Source organism: Aeromonas sp. 102P (assembly GCF_051920345.1).
In the GTDB taxonomy this organism is placed as follows: domain Bacteria; phylum Pseudomonadota; class Gammaproteobacteria; order Enterobacterales; family Aeromonadaceae; genus Aeromonas; species Aeromonas veronii.
In genome coordinates this window covers 892,298-910,411 of sequence record NZ_JBQBCZ010000001.1, presented here as the reverse complement: position 1 = coordinate 910,411, position 18,114 = coordinate 892,298, and the positions used below count along the sequence as shown (strand labels likewise).

The following is an 18,114-nucleotide window of genomic DNA, read 5'->3' as shown; positions in this document are numbered from 1 at the left end:
GAATCAAGCAGCAGCTTGTTTCTGGTCGCGAACAGCAGCGATAGTACGAACCAGCTTGCCAGCAGAGGCTTCTTTCATAGTCGCCATCAACTTCGCAATTGCTTCTTCGTAAGTCGGCAGCGTGGCCAGACGATCAATTTGTGCTGCGGCGATAAACTCACCGTTAAAAGCGCCAGCCTTGATTTCGAACTTTTGGTTCGCTTTGGCAAACTCTTTGAACAGACGAGCAGCAGCGCCCGGGTGTTCGTTAGAGAAAGCAATCAAGGTAGGACCGGTAAATGCGTCGTTCAGGCACTCGTATTCGGTACCTTCTACCGCGCGACGCAGCAGGGTGTTACGCACAACGCGCATGTACACACCGGCTTCACGAGCGGTTTTACGCAGGACGGTCATCTTGTCTACAGTTACACCGCGAGAATCGGCCACAACTGCAGAAAGAGCGCCTTTGGCAGCTTCGTTGACTTCAGCAACAATTGCCTTTTTGTCTTCGAGTCCCAATGCCATTGGCTTAACTCCTGGATTGAATCCGGGTCTATTGACCCAGTACTGACACATCCCCCCTACCTTTACAACAGAGGGGAACGATGCGGTAGCAGGATTCCAGAAGAGAAAGAATCTTTCTCGCTGGGTTTCCGGCACCGTCTACGCAGGAAACATTAAGGCTTTGCAGCCTCCTGCGGTCTTGGACGGAGGTCGAAACCCCCAACCAATCAAGGCGCAAAATTATAGATTAAATTTTGCGCCTTGTAAAACCCATCAATTAGGCCTGAGCTTCCAGAGAAGCTTGGTCTACGGCAACACCGGCACCCATGGTGGTGGAGATGCTGACTTTCTTGATGAATTGACCTTTGGCGGAAGAGGGCTTGCCTTTTTTCAGGGCAACCAGCAGAGCTTCCAAGTTTTCTTTCAGCTGAACTTCGTTGAAAGAAACCTTACCCAGAGTGGTATGGATGATACCATTCTTGTCGTTACGGTAACGAACCTGACCAGCTTTGGCGTTCTTGACAGCTTCGGCAACGTTAGGAGTTACAGTACCAACTTTCGGGTTCGGCATCAGGCCGCGCGGGCCCAGGATTTGACCCAGTTGACCAACAACGCGCATGGCATCCGGGGATGCGATAACTACGTCGAAGTTCATCTCGCCTTTCTTAACCAGATCGGCCAGGTCATCCATACCTACCAGGTCAGCACCGGCAGCTTTAGCTGCTTCGGCGTTGGCACCTTGGGTAAATACGGCAACGCGTACATCACGACCGGTACCGTGCGGCAGTACAGTAGCACCACGTACGTTCTGGTCAGATTTACGAGCGTCGATACCCAGGTTGACAGCAACGTCAACGCTTTCAACGAACTTGGCGGTAGCCAGTTCTTTCAGCAGGGCAATGGCTTCGTTGATGGAGTACTCTTTGGTACCGTCAACTTTTTCGCGAATAACGCGCATACGCTTGGAAAGTTTAGCCATTGTCTTAATCCTCCACTACCAGACCCATGGAACGAGCGGAGCCTGCGATGCAACGTACTTTTGCATCCAGATCGGCACCAGTCATATCCGGCTCTTTGGTCTTGGCGATTTCTTGCAGCTGAGCAACGGTCACCTTACCAACCTTGTCTTTGTTCGGCTTGGAAGAACCAGACTTGATGCCAGCAGCTTTCTTCAGCAGGAAGGAAGCAGGCGGAGTCTTGGTTTCGAAGGTGAAGGAACGGTCGCTGTAAACGGTGATCACGACCGGAGTCGGTGAACCTTTTTCCAGCTTCTCTGTACGAGCGTTGAACGCCTTACAGAATTCCATGATGTTAACACCGTGTTGACCCAGTGCAGGACCAACGGGAGGAGACGGGTTGGCTGCACCAGCAGCAACCTGCAGCTTGATATAAGCTGTGACTTTCTTAGCCATTAGGAAAATACCTCAAAAATGGGTTCTAGCGCCTCGGAGACTTGCTCCTGCAAACGGCTCCCCAACTAATAAAGGGGCAGCGAATTATAGAGATATTCGCTGCCCCTGACAACCGTTAAACGTACAGAATTCAATCAGCCTTTTTCGACCTGACCAAAATCCAGTTCAACAGGAGTAGAACGACCGAAGATCAGTACAGAGACCTTCACGCGGCTCTTCTCATAATCTACCTCTTCAACGGTACCGTTGAAGTCGGCAAACGGACCATCGGCAACCCGCACCATTTCACCCGGTTCAAACAGGGTTTTCGGACGCGGCTTGTCGTGGGCATCCTGCAGACGGTTCAGGATGGCATCGGCCTCTTTGTCGGAGATCGGTGCCGGACGGTCGGAAGTACCGCCGATGAAGCCCATTACACGCGGTACGTTACGCACCAGGTGCCATGTGGTTTCATCCATGATCATCTGGACCAGGACATAACCCGGGAAAAACTTGCGCTCACTCTTGCGCTTCTGGCCAGCACGCATCTCGACCACTTCTTCGGTCGGAACCAGTACTTCACCGAACATGTCTTCCATGCCATGCATCTTGATATGTTCGCGCAGGGACTTGGCTACACGGCCTTCATAGCCGGAAAAAGCCTGCACGACATACCATCTCATACGTTGTTCACGTTGTTCAGTCATGGCTTATCCTTACACACCGGTAATCAGGTTGACCAACCAGACCAAGGCACCGTCCAGAACGAACAGCAGCAGCCCCATCACGGCGGTCACCGCCAGCACAATCAGGGTTGTCTGAATGGCTTCCTGACGGGTCGGCCATACGACCTTGCGGACTTCCAGGCGAGACTCACGGGCGAATGCCAGTGTTGCCTTTCCCTTGGTGGTTTGCAGGGCTACTGCACCGGCAGCAGCAATGACAACGACCACACCCAGGGCGCGGACGGCAGCGACAACATCGTTGAGCAGGTAATTACCCACTACAGCGGCCGCCAGGATAATGAAAACCAGGCCCCAAAGCAGGGTATCCTTGCTTCCGCCCTGGCTCTCAGAACTAACACTCATACAACCCACCTGTATCTGACGTAACCAAAGACACAAAAGCCCCGTACGAGACGAGGTATATGGCAGGGGCGGCAGGACTCGAACCCGCAACCATCGGTTTTGGAGACCGCTGTTCTACCAATTCGAACTACGCCCCTACACAAGAAAGCCCCTATTATAGGGGCTTTGCTTTATTTATGTAAGCCAAAGATTAAGCGATTACGCTGGCTACAACACCGGCACCTACGGTACGGCCACCTTCACGGATAGCGAAACGCAGGCCGTCGTCCATTGCGATCGGAGCAATCAGGGTAACAACCATTTTGATGTTGTCGCCCGGCATGACCATCTCTACGCCTTCCGGCAGTTCGATGGTACCGGTCACGTCGGTAGTACGGAAGTAGAACTGCGGACGGTAGCCTTTGAAGAACGGGGTATGACGACCACCTTCTTCTTTGGACAGTACGTACACTTCAGATTCGAACTTGGTGTGCGGCTTGATAGAACCCGGCTTGGCCAGTACCTGACCACGCTCTACGTCTTCACGCTTAACACCACGCAGCAGCGCGCCGATGTTCTCACCTGCACGACCTTCGTCCAGCAGCTTGCGGAACATTTCAACACCGGTACAGGTGGTAGAAACGGTATCTTTGATACCAACGATTTCTACGGTCTCACCTACTTTAACGATACCGCGCTCTACACGACCGGTAACTACGGTACCACGGCCAGCGATAGAGAATACGTCTTCGATAGGCATCAGGAACGGCTGGTCAATCGCGCGCTCCGGCTCCGGGATGTAGGTATCCAGGTGGCCAGCCAGCTCGATGATCTTCTCTTCCCACTGAGCGTCGCCTTCCAGCGCTTTCAGTGCGGAACCACGAACTACCGGCAGGTCATCACCCGGGAAGTCGTACTCGGTCAGCAGTTCACGAACTTCCATCTCTACCAGTTCGAGCAGCTCTTCGTCATCAACCATGTCACACTTGTTCATGAACACGATCATGTACGGGATACCAACCTGACGACCCAGCAGGATGTGCTCACGAGTCTGCGGCATCGGGCCGTCAGTCGCTGCTACTACCAGGATCGCGCCGTCCATCTGGGCAGCACCGGTGATCATGTTTTTAACGTAGTCGGCGTGACCCGGGCAGTCTACGTGGGCGTAGTGACGGGTAGCGGTGTCGTATTCTACGTGGGAGGTGTTGATGGTGATACCACGCTCACGCTCTTCCGGAGCCTTGTCGATCTGGTCGAAGGCGAAAGCTTTACCACCGAAGTGCTTGGCCAGCACGTTGGTGATAGCTGCAGTCAGGGTGGTTTTACCGTGGTCAACGTGGCCGATGGTACCCACGTTAACGTGCGGTTTATTACGCTCAAATTTTTCTTTAGACATGATCGTCCCTCTAAACTAACGCTGAGTACGCGGTGGCAAGCTAACCACAGAACAGTTTATATGATGGATTTGAATCTGGTGGGAAAGAGAGAGGTACTGATGGCTGGTTCGCTTGCCGAACTCACCCTAGGGTGCGGCTCTGCTAACGCCTGAGCCATATCAGCATCTTGGAGCGGGCAGCGGGAATCGAACCCGCATCATCAGCTTGGAAGGCTGAGGTAATAGCCATTATACGATGCCCGCATTTCTCTAACCCAAAGAACTCAAACCGCAGAGAAATATGGTGGAGGGAGAAGGATTCGAACCTTCGAAGGCAGAGCCGTCAGATTTACAGTCTGATCCCTTTGGCCGCTCGGGAACCCCTCCAGACGCCAGATTGTCACAACGGTAATTCTGCTTGCACCCGTTGTGTTTATCGCTTTTGCACGGCAAATAGACGACAGACAGTCAAGCGTCGCGCATTTTATTGTAAGGTTTTGGGGGATGCAACCATTGAACCCGGCAAAATATGCTTTATTGCTGGGAAGTTTGCAAAAAAGCGGGGGCAAACAAGCCAATCCTGCTGCGTCCCTTGTCGCCCCCCCACCCTTGGTGTATGGTCGCCGTGCCCAAGAAACAGTGATGACACCATGACGACAGAGCATAACCCCTATCTGCAATTCACCCGCGAACAATGGGCGTTATTGCGCGATTCGGTCCCCCTGACCCTGACCGAACACGATCTGCAGACCCTACGCGGGATCAACGAGAAGGTGTCATTGCGGGAAGTGGAAGAGATCTATCTGCCTCTCTCTCGCCTGCTCAATCTCTATGTCAAAGCCAAACAGCGTCGCAGCCGGGTGCTGGAGCAGTTTCTCGGCCAGTCCCGCGGCAAGGGCACCTACATCATCAGCATTGCCGGCAGCGTGGCGGGGGGCAAAAGTACCACGGCCCGTATTCTGCAGGCCCTGCTGGAGCGTTGGCCGGAACACCCTCGGGTGGAGCTGGTCACCACCGACGGCTTCCTCTATCCCAACAAGGTACTGGAAGAGCGCGGCCTGATGCGCCGCAAGGGGTTCCCGGAATCCTACGACATCCGCCATCTGGTGGAATTTGTCGCCAATATCCGCGCCGGTCACGAGAAGGTCGAAGCGCCGGTTTACTCCCACCTTATCTACGACATCATTCCCGATGAGAAGAAGGTGGTGGAGCAGCCGGACATCCTGATCCTGGAAGGGCTCAATGTGCTGCAAAGCGGCATGGATTACCCTCAGGAGCCCCATCGGGTCTTCGTGTCGGACTTTGTCGACTTCTCCATCTATGTGGATGCCGATGCCGAACTGCTGCGCACCTGGTATATCGAACGCTTCCTGAAATTCCGCAGCGGCGCCTTCTCGGATCCCGACTCCTACTTCCATAACTACGCCAAGCTGGCGGAGAGTGAGGCGACCCAGATCGCCAGCAACATCTGGCAAGATATCAACTATCTGAATTTGCAAGAAAATATCCTGCCAACGCGTGAGCGAGCCAACCTGATCATGACCAAGGGCCATGAGCACGCCATCGAGCAGATCAAACTGCGCAAATGATGACTGCAGTTGCCGGATAACGAAGAGGGGGCCCGCAGGCCCCCTCTTCTTGTTTGGCATCATGAGCGGCCTTACTGACCCTCAGTCGCCCCGGCGCAGGGAGAGTTCGCCCCCCAGATAGAATTTGATCCCTTCAGCTGTCTCCAGTCGCAGGGCGCCGCGATCGTCGATGCCACGGGCGATGCCGCGGATCTCCTGATCTCCCATCAGCAGGCGCACCGGGCGACCGGCAAAGTGATCGAGCCGATTCCACTCATCGACAAAGCTTGCCAACCCCTGCTGCTCAAAGGTGTGCAGCGCCCGCTGCAGATGGACGATCATCCGGGCCGCCAACTGATTGCGATCGACCAGCTCGGGATTGATGTGGCGCAGCTCGGCCCAGGCCTGATCGATCTTCTCCCCCTCGCGGGCAGGCATCGCCAGATTGAGACCGATGCCGATCACCAGATGACAACTGGCCCCGGCGCTACCGCTCATCTCCACCAGTATTCCCGCCAACTTGCGACCCTGATAGTAGAGGTCGTTCGGCCACTTGAGCTCGACGCCTTGATAGCCAAGGGACTCCAGCGCTTCAACCACTGCCACGCCGACCGCCAGACTCAACCCCATGGCTGCTGCCATGCCTTGTTCGAGTCGCCAGTACATGCTGAGGATCAGCTGGCAACCAAACGGCGAAATCCAGGGTTTGCCACGACGACCGCGCCCGGCTGTCTGACACTCGGCAAGACAGCTCTCGCCGGAGCGCAGCTCATTGACCCGATCCAACAGGTGTTGATTGGTCGAGCCAATGACCGGAAAACAGTGCACCGGCGCCATCGGGGCCAGTGCGTGCAAGGTAGCCTGATCATAGAGCGCCATCGGTACCGCCAACCGGTAGCCCTTGCCGGTCAGGCTAAAGAGATCCAACCCCAGCGCCTTAAGCGCCGCCATGTGTTTGCTCACCGCCGCCCGGCTGATGCCGAGCTGCTCGCCCAGCTGTTCGCCGGAGTGAAACTGGCCGTCGCTAAGCAGAGTGATCAGGGTCTGTCTGATGGGAGTCAACGTCATGAGATCACCTCGTCGAGCCAGGTTTCACCGTGCGCACCCATAAAACGCACCTCGTGCTCCAGTACCACGCCAAACGTCTGCTCCACGCTGTCGCGGACATGAGCCGCCAGCGCGATCAGCTCCATGGCACTGGCGCCCCCCAGATTGACCAGCACCAGCGCCTGCTCCTGATGAACGGCGGCGCGACCGATGGCGAAACCTTTCAGACCACACTGATCGATGAGCCAGCCCGCTGCCAGCTTGGACTGCCCTTCTCCGGCCGGATAGCAGGGCATCTGCGGATAGCGCGACTTGAGCGACTCCGCCAGCGCGGCAGGCACCACCGGATTTTTGAAGAAGCTGCCGGCATTGCCGAGCACGGCGGGATCCGGCAGCTTGGCCATGCGGGTGGCACAGACTGTATCGAAGATGGCCTGCGCCGAAGGCGCGTCACCGAGGGCTGCCAGCGGGCCATAGCCCAGCACCGGTTGCCACGCCTTGGGCAGTTTGAGCCCGACGGCGGTGATCAGGTGGGAATCCTGATACTCGTGTTTGAAGATGCTGTCGCGATAACCGAAGCGGCACTCTGCCGCCGCGATCCGCTCAATCTCGCCGCTCTGCCAGTTGAACGCCTCGACATAGGCGCAGAAGTCAGCCAGCTCAACGCCATACGCACCGATGTTCTGCACCGGCGCTGCACCGACCGTACCGGGAATGAGCGCCAGATTCTCCAGCCCGAACCAGCCCTGTTGCAAGGTATGGCGCACCAGCTGATGCCAATCTTCACCGGCCGCCACATGGAGCAACCAGTGATCGCCGCCATCTTCAGCGGTAATCCCCTTGAGCCGGTTGAGCACCACCAGACCGAGAAAATCGGTGGTGAAGAGCATGTTGCTGCCGCCGCCCAGATTGAGGCGCGGCAGCTGGTTGAGCTGCGGATCGGCACGCAGGGTCGCCAGATCGGCAACCTGCTCCACCTCGGCCAGCCAGAGGCAGTACGCATCGAGGGCAAGGGTGTTGAGCTTCAACAAGGAGGCGTTGGCATTCAGTTTCATCGGTCTATCCCGGCTTGGTGCAAGGGCGCAGTCTACCTCAAGTTGCCCCATGACGAAAAACCCGAGCCCTTTTCGGGGGAATAGCAGTGGTTTAGAGTAGGCGACTTCAACTGCTGAGGAATAACTCATGAACAACCAGTTTGCCGTCATCGGCCTGGGCCTGTTTGGCAGCGCGCTGTGCGAAGAGCTGCAACGGCAAGATGCCGAAGTACTGGCCATCGATATCGACGAGAGCAAGACCCGGCAAATCGCCGCCCTCTGCAATCACGTTATCGTGGCGGATGCCACCGATGAGGCCACCGTGGCCGAGCTGGGACTGGCCAATTTCGATATCGTCTTCGTTGCCATCGGTGACAACCTGGAGACCAGCATCCTCACCACCCTCGTCTTGAAAGAGGCGGGCGTGAAGAAGGTGTGGGTCAAGGCGCGCGACAAGTTCCACGCCAAGATCCTGCAGAAAGTGGGCGCCGACAAAGTAATCAACCCGGAGTGGGACATGGGCCGCCGGGTCGCCCAGAGCATGCTGGACAACCGGCTGTTCGACTATCTGGAGCTGGGCCACGACATGGTGCTGACCGAGTTCGTGATTGGCCTGCAACAGAACGGCCGGGAACTAGGCGACTTCCACCTGCTGCAACAGAGCGATTTTCAGCTGCTCGCCATCAAGCGTGGTGACGTGCTGCACAACGTGCTGACCGGCAAGATGGAGCTGCAACTGGGCGACATCCTGATCCTGGCGGGCAACAAGCACGCCATCGACCACTGGCTCGAAACCCTATGATCAACTGGCGCAGCAGCTACGCCTTCGCCCTCCATCGGGAGCAGGACTCCCGCTGGAGCGAAGCCCGGCTGATCCTCGGCAGCTTTCTGATCATTCTGCTGATTGGCACCATCTTTCTGGTGCAACCCTCCAGCCACAATGGCGAGGTTACCTTCGTCAACGCCCTGTTTACCGCCACCTCGGCCATCAGCGTGACAGGTCTTGGCGTGGTGGACACCGGTACCGCCTTCACCCTGCAGGGGCAGATTTTCCTGCTGATACTGATGGAGATCGGCGGTCTGGGCCAGATGACCATGACCCTGCTGCTGATCGCCATCTTCAGCAAGCGGGTCGGTCTGCGCCAGCAGGTACTGGCCAAGGAGGCGCTGGGACAGGAAGGCTCGGTCAACATCATTCAGCTGGTCAAACGGATCGTGCTATTCGCCTTTATCGCCCAGCTGATCGGTACCGGCATCATGGCGATCCGCTGGGTGCCCGAGATGGGTTGGGTGCACGGCCTCTATGTCAGCTTCTTCCACGCGGTCTCGGCCTTCAACAACGCCGGGTTTTCGCTGTTTGCCAACAACCTGATGGACTATAGGGACGACCCTATCATCAGCCTGACCATCGCCGGTCTGCTGATCCTGGGGGGGATCGGCTTTACCGTCATCGTCGATCTGGTGCGCAACCGCCGCTGGCGCAAGCTGAAGCTGCACAGCAAGCTGATGCTGCTGATGACCCCGGCGCTGCTGCTGGCCGGTACCCTGATGTTCTGGCTACTGGAACACAACAACCCCGGCACCCTCGGCAAGGCCGGTGTCGGTGGCCAGCTGCTGGCGGCCTTCTTCCAGTCTGCCAGCGCCCGTACCGCCGGTTTCAATACCATAGATATCGGGCTGATGACCCCAGCGGCGTTGCTGTTCCTGATGATGCTGATGTTTATCGGTGCCGGCGCCACCTCGACCGGTGGCGGTATCAAAGTCACCACTTTCGCCGTGGTGCTACTGGCGACCAAGGCGTTTCTGACCAAACGACCCCATGTCACCGCTTTTGGCCGCACCCTGTCGCCCCAGATCGTGACCCGCTCGCTGGCCATCATCATCGTCAGCACCATGGTGCTGATGCTGGCGATGTTCCTGCTGATGGTGACCGAGGATCTGCCGTTCGACAAAATCATGTTCGAGACCATCTCGGCATTTGCCACCGTCGGCCTCTCCACCGGCATCACCGCCTCCCTGAGCGAGCCGGGCAAGCTGATCCTGGTACTGGTGATGATCTGCGGCCGTCTCGGCCCTCTGACCCTGGCCTTTATGCTGGCCCGCCCGGTCGAGACCCGCATCCGTTATCCGGAAGAGAACGTCTATACTGGCTGACCAGCCATGAACACGGGGCAGCCATTGGCTGCCCCGTTTTTTTTATTCGGCTTGTTGCTGCGCCTTGAGCCAGCGCCCCGGGCTCACCCCCAGCTCCCGCTCGAATGCCCTACCAAAGGCAACACTGCTGCTGTATCCCGCACCCAGCGCCACCTGCACCATGGGCTCCCCCGCCAGCAGTTGCTGGCAGGCGCGCGCCATGCGCCAGCGGGTCAGATAACCAAGCGGCGCTTGACCGACCCGCTCCTGAAACCTCGCGGCAAAGCGGGCCCGCGACATGCCGGCCTCCCGCGCCAGCGTGGCCACCGTCCAGGGTTCATCCCCACGCTGATGCATCACCGAGATCGCCTTGGCCAACTGGGGATCGGAAATACCTGCCAGCATCCCCTGCTGACACACCCCTTGCTCGACCAGATGACGCAGCAGCAGGATCAACAGTACCTCGAGCAAGCGGGAGATCAGCGGATCCTGCCCGTAGCGGGGGTGAAACGCCTCGTCAAACAGCTGGTTCAGCACCGGCGTCAGGGCAGGCAACTCACGTAGCGGCAGCACCAGCGAGCCCGGTAATGCCAGCTGCAACGGCGATGCGCCCCCCTTGCCGAATGCGACATTGGCGCACACCAAATCACAACCCCCCAGCGTTCTGGGTTCAAGCTTGTGGGGACGTCCCCGAGGGAACAGGATCAGGGTCGGCTCCTCGAGCAGCAAGCTGGTTCCCCCCTCTTCACGCAGCATGACGGCGCCGCTGCGCAGCAGATGAAGATGTCCGCCGCTCGGGTAATCATCACTGGAGGAGTTCTGGCACAGGTTGCCGGCGAAGAAGATCTTGGCTTCGGGGGAGGCATGAACCAACAGAGCAGAGAGCGGATCCATATTTGAGACGAATAGTGTTTATTTGCAGACGATGAGTGATAAACCGTATCACGAATGACGGCACACTGTCTCCCGTACCTTCACTACCACAGGAGAAGATCATGAGCCGTATCCAACCCGTATCCCAACCGCAACCCGCAGCCGCCCAGACCCTGGCCACCCTGCAACGCAATCTGGGTATGGTGCCCAACCTCTACGCCACCCTGGCCCACTCGCCAGCCCTGCTCAATGGCTTCCTGGCCTTTGCCGAGGCGCTTGGCAAGGGGCGCCTCACTGCCCCACAACGGGAGTTGCTGGCACTGGCCATAGGTCAAGCCAACGCCTGCCAATACTGTTTGTCTGCCCACACACTACTGGCGGGCAAGGCCGGATTCTCGGCTCAGGAGATCCGGGCTGCCCGGCTCGGCCAGGCCTCGGCTCCCCTTGATCACGCCCTGCTGCAACTGGCAACAGCGCTGGTCAGTCAGCGCGGGGTGATCAGTGACGAGCAGCTTGCTAGCGCCCGTGCCGCAGGCGTAGATGACGAGCTGCTGCTGGAGGTGCTCGGCCAGGTGGTGGTCAATACCCTGACCAACTATGGCAACCACCTGGCGGCGACCGAGATCGACTTCCCGCCCGTCACTCTGACCCCTTAAACAAGGAGCCCCCCCATGCAGCAACATGACAAAGGCTTTCTGGTCGCCCTGGCGGGCGTGGTATTGACCCTGCTCTGGATCGGCGTCTTCAAGTTTACCCCGACAGAGGCAGCCGCCATCAAACCACTGGTAGCCAGCCACCCCTTGATGAGCTGGCTCTATGGCCCCCTGTCGGAACAGAGCGTATCGAACCTGATCGGGGTGGTCGAGATAGTGATTGCCATCGGGCTGGTCGTGGGTCTGTGGCAACCTCGCATCGGTTACTGGTGCAGCATGGGGGCTATCGTCACCTTCCTGGTGACGCTGAGCTTCCTGCTGACCCTGACAGGTGTCTGGAAAGTGGTTGATGGCGTGCCAGTCACCGAGTTCTTCCTGTTCAAGGATCTGGTGTTTCTCGGTGTGGTTCTGCACTACCAGCACAGGATCCGTGCCAGCTTGTCCACTCAGGCAGCCTGACAACAATGCCTTTGGCGCCCAGGATGGGCGCCTTTTTTCGTTATGCAGCCCTGGTCTGGCGCTTGCTGGTCGTCTTGCGCGGTCGGGGTCCGCCAGTCGTGCTGGCCGCCGGACTCTTGCGCCTGGTAAAACGTCGCTTGCCGGCACCCGGCGCCTCCTTGGGCAGGGCGCTGAAGCTGGCGCCGGAGTCCTGCCGCGCCCCTTCAATCAGACCGTTGAGCTGCTCGGTGAGCGGCCCCATAAACTGCTGGTAGCTGCCGTGGCGCTCGGCGATCTGGCCGAGGCTCTGCTCCCACAGCGCCGTCATATCCGGCGTGGTGGCAGTAGCAGGCAGCGCCTGCACCAGCGCCCGCCCGGTCGGGGTCGCCTTGATGCTCTTGCCCTGACGCACCAGAAAGCGGCGCTTGAACAGCAGATCGATAATGCCCGCCCTGGTCGCCTCGGTGCCGAGACCGTCGGTATCGCGCAGGGTCTTGCGGATCTCGGGATCCTGCACATAACGGGCGATGCCGGTCATGGCCGCCAGCAGGGTGGCATCGGTGAATGACTTGGGCGGCTGGGTCATCTTCTCCTGCAGCTCGCCCCGCTCGCAGAGCAACTGCTCACCCTCCTTCAGCGCAGGTAGAGTGCCCGCCTTCTCTTCGTCGTCATCCTCCTCCACCCCGAGCAGCGCCTTCCAGCCCGCTTTGAGAATGCGCCGCGCCTTGGCCTGAAACAGACCACCGGCGATGCGCAGCAGCACCTTGCTGTCGTTGTATTCGAACGGGGGATAGAACTGCAGCAGATACTGGCGGGCAATCAGGCCATAGAGCTTCGCCTCGTCGGCCCCCAGCGTGGCAGGGTTGCCCTGCTTCTCGGTGGGTATGATGGCGTGGTGGGCATCCACCTTGCTGTCGTTCCACGCCTTGCTACGGATCTTGCCGTCCGCCTCGGCAACTGCCTTGGCCAGCGCGGGCGCTGTGGCGGCGATGGCGCTGCGCACCTGCTCGGCCCGCTTGAAGTGGTCGGTCGGCAGATAGCGGCTATCGGAGCGCGGATAGGTGATGAGCTTGTGGCGCTCGTAGAGGCTCTGGCAGATGTCGAGCACCCGCTTGGCATCCATGCCGAAGCGCTTGGCGGCATCGATCTGCAGGCTGGAGAGGTTGTAGGGCAGCGGCGCCGCCTGCTTGCGGGCCTGCTCCTCCACCGATTCGACCTGAGCGGGCTGGCCGTTGATCCGGCTCACCACCTTGTCGGCCAGCGCCCGGTTGAGCACCCGCCCCTCCTCGTCCTGCCACGGCAGGCAGGCTTCGGACGGCAGCCACTTGGCGGGGAAGCGCTCGTTGCTATCGGTCAGCAGATGGGCCAGCACCTCGTAGAAGGGTTTGGACACGAAGGCCTCGATCTCGAGATCCCGCCGCACCACCAGCCCCAGCAGCGGGGTCTGCACCCGACCGACCGAGAGCAGCTCGCTGCAACCCGCCTTGCGCCCGAGCAGGGTGTAGGCGCGGGTCATGTTGATGCCGTAGAGCCAGTCGGCCCGACTACGGGCCAGCGCGGAGACCGCCAGCGGCACGAACTCCTTGTTGTCCCTCAGCTTCTCGAGGGCGCGGCGCACCGCGGGCGGGTTGAGATCGCTGATGAGGCAACGCTGCACCGGCTTGGTTTTCGGGTAGCCGAGAAAGTCGATCACCTCGTCGACCAGCAGTTGCCCTTCCCGGTCCGGGTCACCGGCGTTGACCACGCAGTCGGCCTGCTTGATCAGCCGTTTTATGACGGTGAGCTGGGTTTTGGTCTTGGGCTTGGCCACCAGCTGCCACTGGGCGGGGATGATGGGGAGATGCTCCATCCGCCACTGCTTGAAGGCGGCGTCATAGGCATCGGGCTCGGCCTGCTCCAGCAGATGGCCGATGCACCAGGTGACCACATCCCCCTGGGCTGTTTCGATAAAACCGTCGCCCTTCTTGTGGGGCTTGGGCAGGGCATCGGCAATGGCGCGGCCCAGCGTGGGCTTCTCGGCGATAAAGAGTCGCATCGGTGGCTACCTGCAATACTGTATATGCAGACAGTATACAACTGCCACCGCGAAAGCCCAACTGCCCCTATTCGTCGAACGGGTGATCGTGGATGGCGGCAAACAGCCGCGCCTGATTGAGCAGCGGCGCATAGTGGAAGGCATTTTCGCCATCTTCCGCCAGCAGGTAGTCGGTCAGCTGTTCGCGCACCGCCTCTTGCAGGGTCTCCAGCTTCCACGGCTTGGCGAGGTAGTAGTGCAACCCGCCGCGATTGACCGCTTCGACGGTGGCCTCCAGCCCCGCTTGTCCGGTCAGCAGCAATTTGCGGCTGGCCCGGGTGGTGGCACGCCGGTTCAGCTCCACCAGAAAATCGACCCCCAGGGTTCCCGGCATGATGTGGTCACAAAGGATCAGCGCCAGCTTGTTGCCGTCGCGCTCCCACTCCTCCACCACCGCACGCGCCTCATCGACGCTCTCGGCGGCTTCCAGTTCGAAGTGGGAACGGAACGGGGCGAGATCGTGGATCACCGCATCCAGCACCTCCCGCTCATCGTCCACACACAGGATCAGATAGTGTTTGTTCATTGCTCCTCCTTGGTGACATGGTTTGGCACGCCGCGCGATTGATGCTGGCGACTGCTCAGGCCGCATGCTCCTTGTTGTGCTGAGGTTCGCCCCCGTAACCGGCCTGCCCCATGCCGTCCAACGGCAGACAGACCCGCATCCGGGTGTAACGGCCAGGCTCCGAGGCCACCTCAATCCGGCCGTGGTGCTGCTGAACTATCTGCAGCGAAACGCTCAGACCGATACCGAGGCCGAAATGGCCCTCCCGCTTGGTGGTGAAGTTGAGATCGAAGATCCGCTGCCACAGCTCGGGCTCGATGCCGCAACCGCTATCCTCTATCTCCACCATGACCCACTCGGGATCCAGCAATCCGGTACGGATGGTGAGTCGCCCCGGGCCGCTCATAGCATCCAGACTGTTGGCGATCAGGTTGGTCCACACCTGTTGCAGGGCGATGGGGTGACAGCGCACCAGCGGCAGCGGCTGGTACTCCTTGCAGAGCTCATGATGCTTGAGGCGGTTTTCGAAAATCATCAGGGTATCTTCCAACCCCTCGTGCAGGTCTACCAGCGAGGGCTCGGCCCGATCCTGCCGGGCATACTGCTTGAGGCTCTTGACCAGATCGCCGATGCGACGGGCACACACTTCGATATTGCGCAGGAAGCTGCCGGTCTGCTGGAACAGCTCCAGCCGGGAGAGCAGCGCCTCCCGCTCGTCGGCAGTGCGGCTGGCAAACCAGCGCTGCCAGTTCAGCTCGTCATCCAGATCATCTGCACCGCCAGCCGCGCCTGCTGGCGATCACCAAAGCGCCCCTCAGCCTGCCGGGTCTTGTCACGGATCTCGCTGGTCGAGACCGGCTGTGAGGAGAGCGCCTGACAGAGGGTCTGGTTGCCCAGCCCCTTGATGGGTGCTGGCAGCTCGAGATTGACCAGATCGGGGATGGCGGCCCGCAGGGTCTCGCTGCCACGGATAATGGCCGCCACCGGGTTGTTCAGCTCGTGGGCGACACCGGCCACCAGCTGACCCAGCATCGCCATTTTTTCGCTCTCCACCAGTTGGGCGTGAGCGGCATCGAGGGAGTTGAGGGTCTGTTGCAACCGCATCTCGGTGCGGATGCTGTTTTGCAGGCGGCGATTGAAGTGGCGCAGCAGCAGGTTGGTAAAGGAGGGGAGCAGTTCGCTGCGCGCCTGCATCACCCGGGAGAATTGCAGCTTGTCGAGCTTGATCACCTCGGCACCGGTCAGGGTCACGCCGGTGGTGAAGGCGGGTTCGCCGGTCACAAAGGACATGCCCCCCACCAGCGAGCCGGTACGGTAGTGCACCACCTCCTGATCGATCCCCTGCTCGTCCCGCTTGCGCAGCACCACCTCCCCCTTGGCGATAAACCAGAGGAAGCTGTTGGGCTCCCCCTCGCGGGTCAGCACATGGCCCGGACTGTAGTGGCGGCAGACCCGCTCCTCGTCATTGCCCTCGAAAAACTGGTAGAGACCGTCGATCACCACCCGGGAGAGTTCTTCATCGCTGCAGTGGGTGTAATCCATAAAGCCCTGCCGATAGGCTGCCAACTGGCGATCGACGTGGGCTCGCAGCAGCTTCTGGTTGTCGAGAACGGCGGCATAGCTCAGCAGGTCCGCCTCGGGACGCTGCAATACAAAGTGGCCCGCCTGCTCGATCACCGCCCGGCGCAGGCTGCCATCGCGCCAGGGGCGTTGCAGGTAGTAGTCGAGACGACCGAGGTTGACCGCCTCGATGATCGATTTCATCTCCGGCTGGCTTCCGAGCAGGATCTTGCGGCACGCCTCGTGACGGCTGCCGAGGCGGATCAGAAAATCGGCCCCTCGCCCATCCCCCAGCTCGCTGTCACACACCACTACGGCGGGTGGCTGCCCCTTGCGATCCAGCTCGTCCAAGGCCAGCTCAGCTGACCCCTGACCGACTACCACCACCAGCGCGAAATGGCCGAGCAGCGGAGCCAACTCCTGTTCGAATTCGGCCAGCAGTTGCACGTTGGCGGCGACACACAGCAGTGAGAAAGGGCTCATCAGCGACACTCCGTTGAGGCTCACTGCTCACTATATCAGCGAATCTTGTGGGGTTTTGCGAGGGGGCTAACAGCTGTCGCGGAAAGTGCACAAATAGATAAAACAGAAAACAACTGAATTTAATTCGATATTTAAATCAATAACAAAACAAAAGACAAAATGTGACAATAATCAAAAATATAAACCATGATGAAGGTCAACGCCTTATCCCTGTCATTACTACTACTATTGGACTAGTACTATGTAGGTAATTATTGACCGTAGGAAAACGCCGCCATGATTGGAAAACTGATAAGAAAAACCTGGTTCTGGCTCCTGCTGCTCGGGGCCCTGCTGGGTGTCGCGGCACTGGGTGTCACCGTGACCGTGCTGCACAAGACCAGCTCCACCGAATTCTGCGTCTCCTGCCACTCCATGCAGACTCCGCTCGCCGAGTATCAGGGCAGTGTCCACTTCCAGAACACCAAGGGGATCCGCGCCGAGTGCGCCGACTGCCACATCCCGGGCGACCCCACCTCCTACCTGTGGACCAAGATCCGCGCCGTGAAGGATATCTATCACGAGGCGATCGGCACGCTGGATACCCCGGAAAAGTATGAAGCCCACAAGCTGCGGATGGCCCAGTCCGTCTGGGACGAACTGAAAGCCAACGACTCCGCCACCTGCCGCAGCTGCCACAGCTACGAGGCGATGGACATTCTGGCCCAGCGCCCCAATGCCCGCGCCGAGCACCCGGTCGCCATCAAGGAGGGCCAGACCTGTATCGACTGCCACCGCGGTGTCGCCCACATCATGCCTGACATGAGCGGCCTGGCTGCCGCCGGTGCCAGCGAGCTGGCGCAGGCTGCGGCCCAGACTCCGGCCAACGTCACCACCCGCTACGCCATCGCCACCACCCCGCTGTTCCTCGATGCCGCCGCCAAGACCGACGAAGGCACCCTGATGCCCTCCACTAGGGTGGAAGTGCTGGCCAACGAAAACGGCCGCGCCAAGGTGCAGATCGAAGGCTGGCAACAGGATGGTGTGAGCGAAGTGTTCTACGCCGCACCGGGCAAGCGGATCCTCAGCGTACTGGTCGGCGATGCCGCCAAGAAAGCACTGGTCACCGGCCAGAGCGAAACCGACAGCGCCACCAACCTCACCTGGCATCAGGTCAAGCTGACCGCCTGGGTCGACCAAAGCCAGCTCATCGGCGATCAGGGCAAGCTGTGGCAATACGCCTCCACCCTGATGTCCAACAACTGTACCGGCTGCCACGGCCTCACCGCGCTGGATCACTTCAATGCCAACCAGTGGATCGGCGTCATCAAGGGGATGGAATCTCGTACCTCCCTGACCCCGGAACAGGCTCGCATGTTGACCCAGTATGTCCAGAAACACGCCAGTGACATGAGCGCGGCCCACTAAGGCTGGCACAGAGGAAAACCGTT

19 protein-coding genes and 3 tRNA genes are annotated in these 18,114 nt (G+C 59.4%); 6 read left to right on the top strand and 16 right to left on the bottom strand.

The window, feature by feature from the left end; translation table 11 throughout:
* Nucleotides 1–3: 3 nt before the first annotated feature.
* From rplJ to ACTG1K_RS04350, 9 genes are all read right to left on the bottom strand, one after another.
* On the bottom strand, nucleotides 4–504 hold the full coding sequence (gene rplJ / locus ACTG1K_RS04390; RefSeq protein WP_005339895.1) for a 50S ribosomal protein L10: 501 nt from the start codon (nucleotides 502–504) through the stop codon (nucleotides 4–6).
* A 256-nt stretch (nucleotides 505–760) separates the two neighbouring features.
* A complete protein-coding gene (rplA, locus tag ACTG1K_RS04385; protein ID WP_005339888.1) occupies nucleotides 761–1,462 on the bottom strand; it encodes a 50S ribosomal protein L1 in 702 nt (233 codons plus the stop codon).
* Nucleotides 1,463–1,466: 4 nt separating this feature from the next.
* Nucleotides 1,467–1,895 carry a 50S ribosomal protein L11 gene (gene rplK, locus ACTG1K_RS04380; protein ID WP_005339887.1) on the bottom strand — a complete coding sequence of 143 codons (429 nt, stop codon included), beginning with the start codon at nucleotides 1,893–1,895 and terminating at the stop codon, nucleotides 1,467–1,469.
* Nucleotides 1,896–2,029: 134 nt separating this feature from the next.
* Complete coding sequence (nusG, locus tag ACTG1K_RS04375; RefSeq protein WP_005306318.1) at nucleotides 2,030–2,581, bottom strand: transcription termination/antitermination protein NusG; 552 nt, start codon at nucleotides 2,579–2,581, stop codon at nucleotides 2,030–2,032.
* 9 nt (nucleotides 2,582–2,590) lie between these two features.
* Complete coding sequence (gene secE, locus ACTG1K_RS04370) at nucleotides 2,591–2,962, bottom strand: preprotein translocase subunit SecE (RefSeq protein WP_005306322.1); 372 nt, start codon at nucleotides 2,960–2,962, stop codon at nucleotides 2,591–2,593.
* Between the two features lie 60 nt (nucleotides 2,963–3,022).
* Nucleotides 3,023–3,099 (bottom strand) — tRNA-Trp (locus ACTG1K_RS04365).
* 53 nt (nucleotides 3,100–3,152) lie between these two features.
* The gene (tuf, locus tag ACTG1K_RS04360) at nucleotides 3,153–4,337 is read right to left on the bottom strand and encodes an elongation factor Tu (protein ID WP_005339879.1); all 1,185 of its coding nucleotides are present in this window, start codon (nucleotides 4,335–4,337) and stop codon (nucleotides 3,153–3,155) included.
* Between the two features lie 168 nt (nucleotides 4,338–4,505).
* A tRNA-Gly gene (locus tag ACTG1K_RS04355) sits at nucleotides 4,506–4,580 on the bottom strand.
* 38 nt (nucleotides 4,581–4,618) lie between these two features.
* Nucleotides 4,619–4,703, bottom strand: a tRNA-Tyr gene (locus tag ACTG1K_RS04350).
* A gap of 263 nt (nucleotides 4,704–4,966) precedes the next feature.
* On the opposite strand from ACTG1K_RS04350, the gene coaA reads away from it, so the two are divergent.
* Nucleotides 4,967–5,905, top strand: coding sequence for a type I pantothenate kinase (coaA, locus tag ACTG1K_RS04345; protein ID WP_005339877.1), 939 nt, complete (start codon nucleotides 4,967–4,969; stop codon nucleotides 5,903–5,905).
* An 81-nt stretch (nucleotides 5,906–5,986) separates the two neighbouring features.
* Here the strand turns inward: coaA and birA are convergent, their stop codons facing one another.
* Nucleotides 5,987–6,952, bottom strand: a complete 966-nt coding sequence (gene birA / locus ACTG1K_RS04340) for a bifunctional biotin--[acetyl-CoA-carboxylase] ligase/biotin operon repressor BirA (protein WP_440004864.1) — start codon at nucleotides 6,950–6,952, stop codon at nucleotides 5,987–5,989.
* On the bottom strand, nucleotides 6,949–7,986 hold the full coding sequence (murB, locus tag ACTG1K_RS04335; RefSeq protein ID WP_440004863.1) for a UDP-N-acetylmuramate dehydrogenase: 1,038 nt from the start codon (nucleotides 7,984–7,986) through the stop codon (nucleotides 6,949–6,951). Before murB ends, birA begins: the two co-directional genes overlap by 4 nt.
* A 127-nt stretch (nucleotides 7,987–8,113) precedes the next feature.
* On the opposite strand from murB, the gene ACTG1K_RS04330 reads away from it, so the two are divergent.
* A complete protein-coding gene (locus ACTG1K_RS04330) occupies nucleotides 8,114–8,767 on the top strand; it encodes a potassium channel family protein (protein ID WP_005339863.1) in 654 nt (217 codons plus the stop codon).
* On the top strand, nucleotides 8,764–10,119 hold the full coding sequence (locus ACTG1K_RS04325) for a TrkH family potassium uptake protein (protein WP_440004862.1): 1,356 nt from the start codon (nucleotides 8,764–8,766) through the stop codon (nucleotides 10,117–10,119). The genes ACTG1K_RS04330 and ACTG1K_RS04325 overlap by 4 nt, the downstream gene beginning before the upstream one ends.
* Nucleotides 10,120–10,161: 42 nt before the next feature.
* Here ACTG1K_RS04325 and ACTG1K_RS04320 read toward each other — a convergent pair whose 3' ends face one another.
* Nucleotides 10,162–10,992: a cupin domain-containing protein gene (locus ACTG1K_RS04320; RefSeq protein ID WP_440004861.1), complete on the bottom strand. Its 831-nt coding sequence runs from the start codon at nucleotides 10,990–10,992 to the stop codon at nucleotides 10,162–10,164.
* Nucleotides 10,993–11,093: 101 nt separating this feature from the next.
* Between ACTG1K_RS04320 and ACTG1K_RS04315 the strand changes: the two genes are divergently transcribed.
* Both ACTG1K_RS04315 and ACTG1K_RS04310 read left to right on the top strand, forming a co-directional pair.
* Complete coding sequence (locus ACTG1K_RS04315; protein ID WP_139412137.1) at nucleotides 11,094–11,627, top strand: carboxymuconolactone decarboxylase family protein; 534 nt, start codon at nucleotides 11,094–11,096, stop codon at nucleotides 11,625–11,627.
* A 15-nt stretch (nucleotides 11,628–11,642) separates the two neighbouring features.
* Nucleotides 11,643–12,083 carry a DUF417 family protein gene (locus ACTG1K_RS04310; protein ID WP_123173957.1) on the top strand — a complete coding sequence of 147 codons (441 nt, stop codon included), beginning with the start codon at nucleotides 11,643–11,645 and terminating at the stop codon, nucleotides 12,081–12,083.
* Between the two features lie 40 nt (nucleotides 12,084–12,123).
* Here ACTG1K_RS04310 and ACTG1K_RS04305 read toward each other — a convergent pair whose 3' ends face one another.
* The 4 genes from ACTG1K_RS04305 to ACTG1K_RS04290 all read right to left on the bottom strand — a co-directional run bounded on the left by ACTG1K_RS04305 (nucleotide 12,124) and on the right by ACTG1K_RS04290 (nucleotide 16,684).
* Nucleotides 12,124–14,097 (bottom strand): DNA topoisomerase III, encoded by a 1,974-nt coding sequence (locus ACTG1K_RS04305; protein ID WP_440004860.1) that lies wholly within the window; start codon nucleotides 14,095–14,097, stop codon nucleotides 12,124–12,126.
* A gap of 67 nt (nucleotides 14,098–14,164) precedes the next feature.
* Nucleotides 14,165–14,662, bottom strand: coding sequence for a response regulator (locus tag ACTG1K_RS04300; RefSeq protein WP_042054822.1), 498 nt, complete (start codon nucleotides 14,660–14,662; stop codon nucleotides 14,165–14,167).
* Nucleotides 14,663–14,717: 55 nt separating this feature from the next.
* Nucleotides 14,718–15,287 (bottom strand): sensor histidine kinase, encoded by a 570-nt coding sequence (locus ACTG1K_RS04295; protein WP_440004859.1) that lies wholly within the window; start codon nucleotides 15,285–15,287, stop codon nucleotides 14,718–14,720.
* Between the two features lie 104 nt (nucleotides 15,288–15,391).
* Nucleotides 15,392–16,684: a cyclic nucleotide-binding domain-containing protein gene (locus ACTG1K_RS04290; RefSeq protein ID WP_440004858.1), complete on the bottom strand. Its 1,293-nt coding sequence runs from the start codon at nucleotides 16,682–16,684 to the stop codon at nucleotides 15,392–15,394.
* 276 nt (nucleotides 16,685–16,960) lie between these two features.
* On the opposite strand from ACTG1K_RS04290, the gene ACTG1K_RS04285 reads away from it, so the two are divergent.
* A complete protein-coding gene (locus ACTG1K_RS04285) occupies nucleotides 16,961–18,091 on the top strand; it encodes a NapC/NirT family cytochrome c (protein WP_042012259.1) in 1,131 nt (376 codons plus the stop codon).
* Nucleotides 18,092–18,114: the final 23 nt, after the last annotated feature.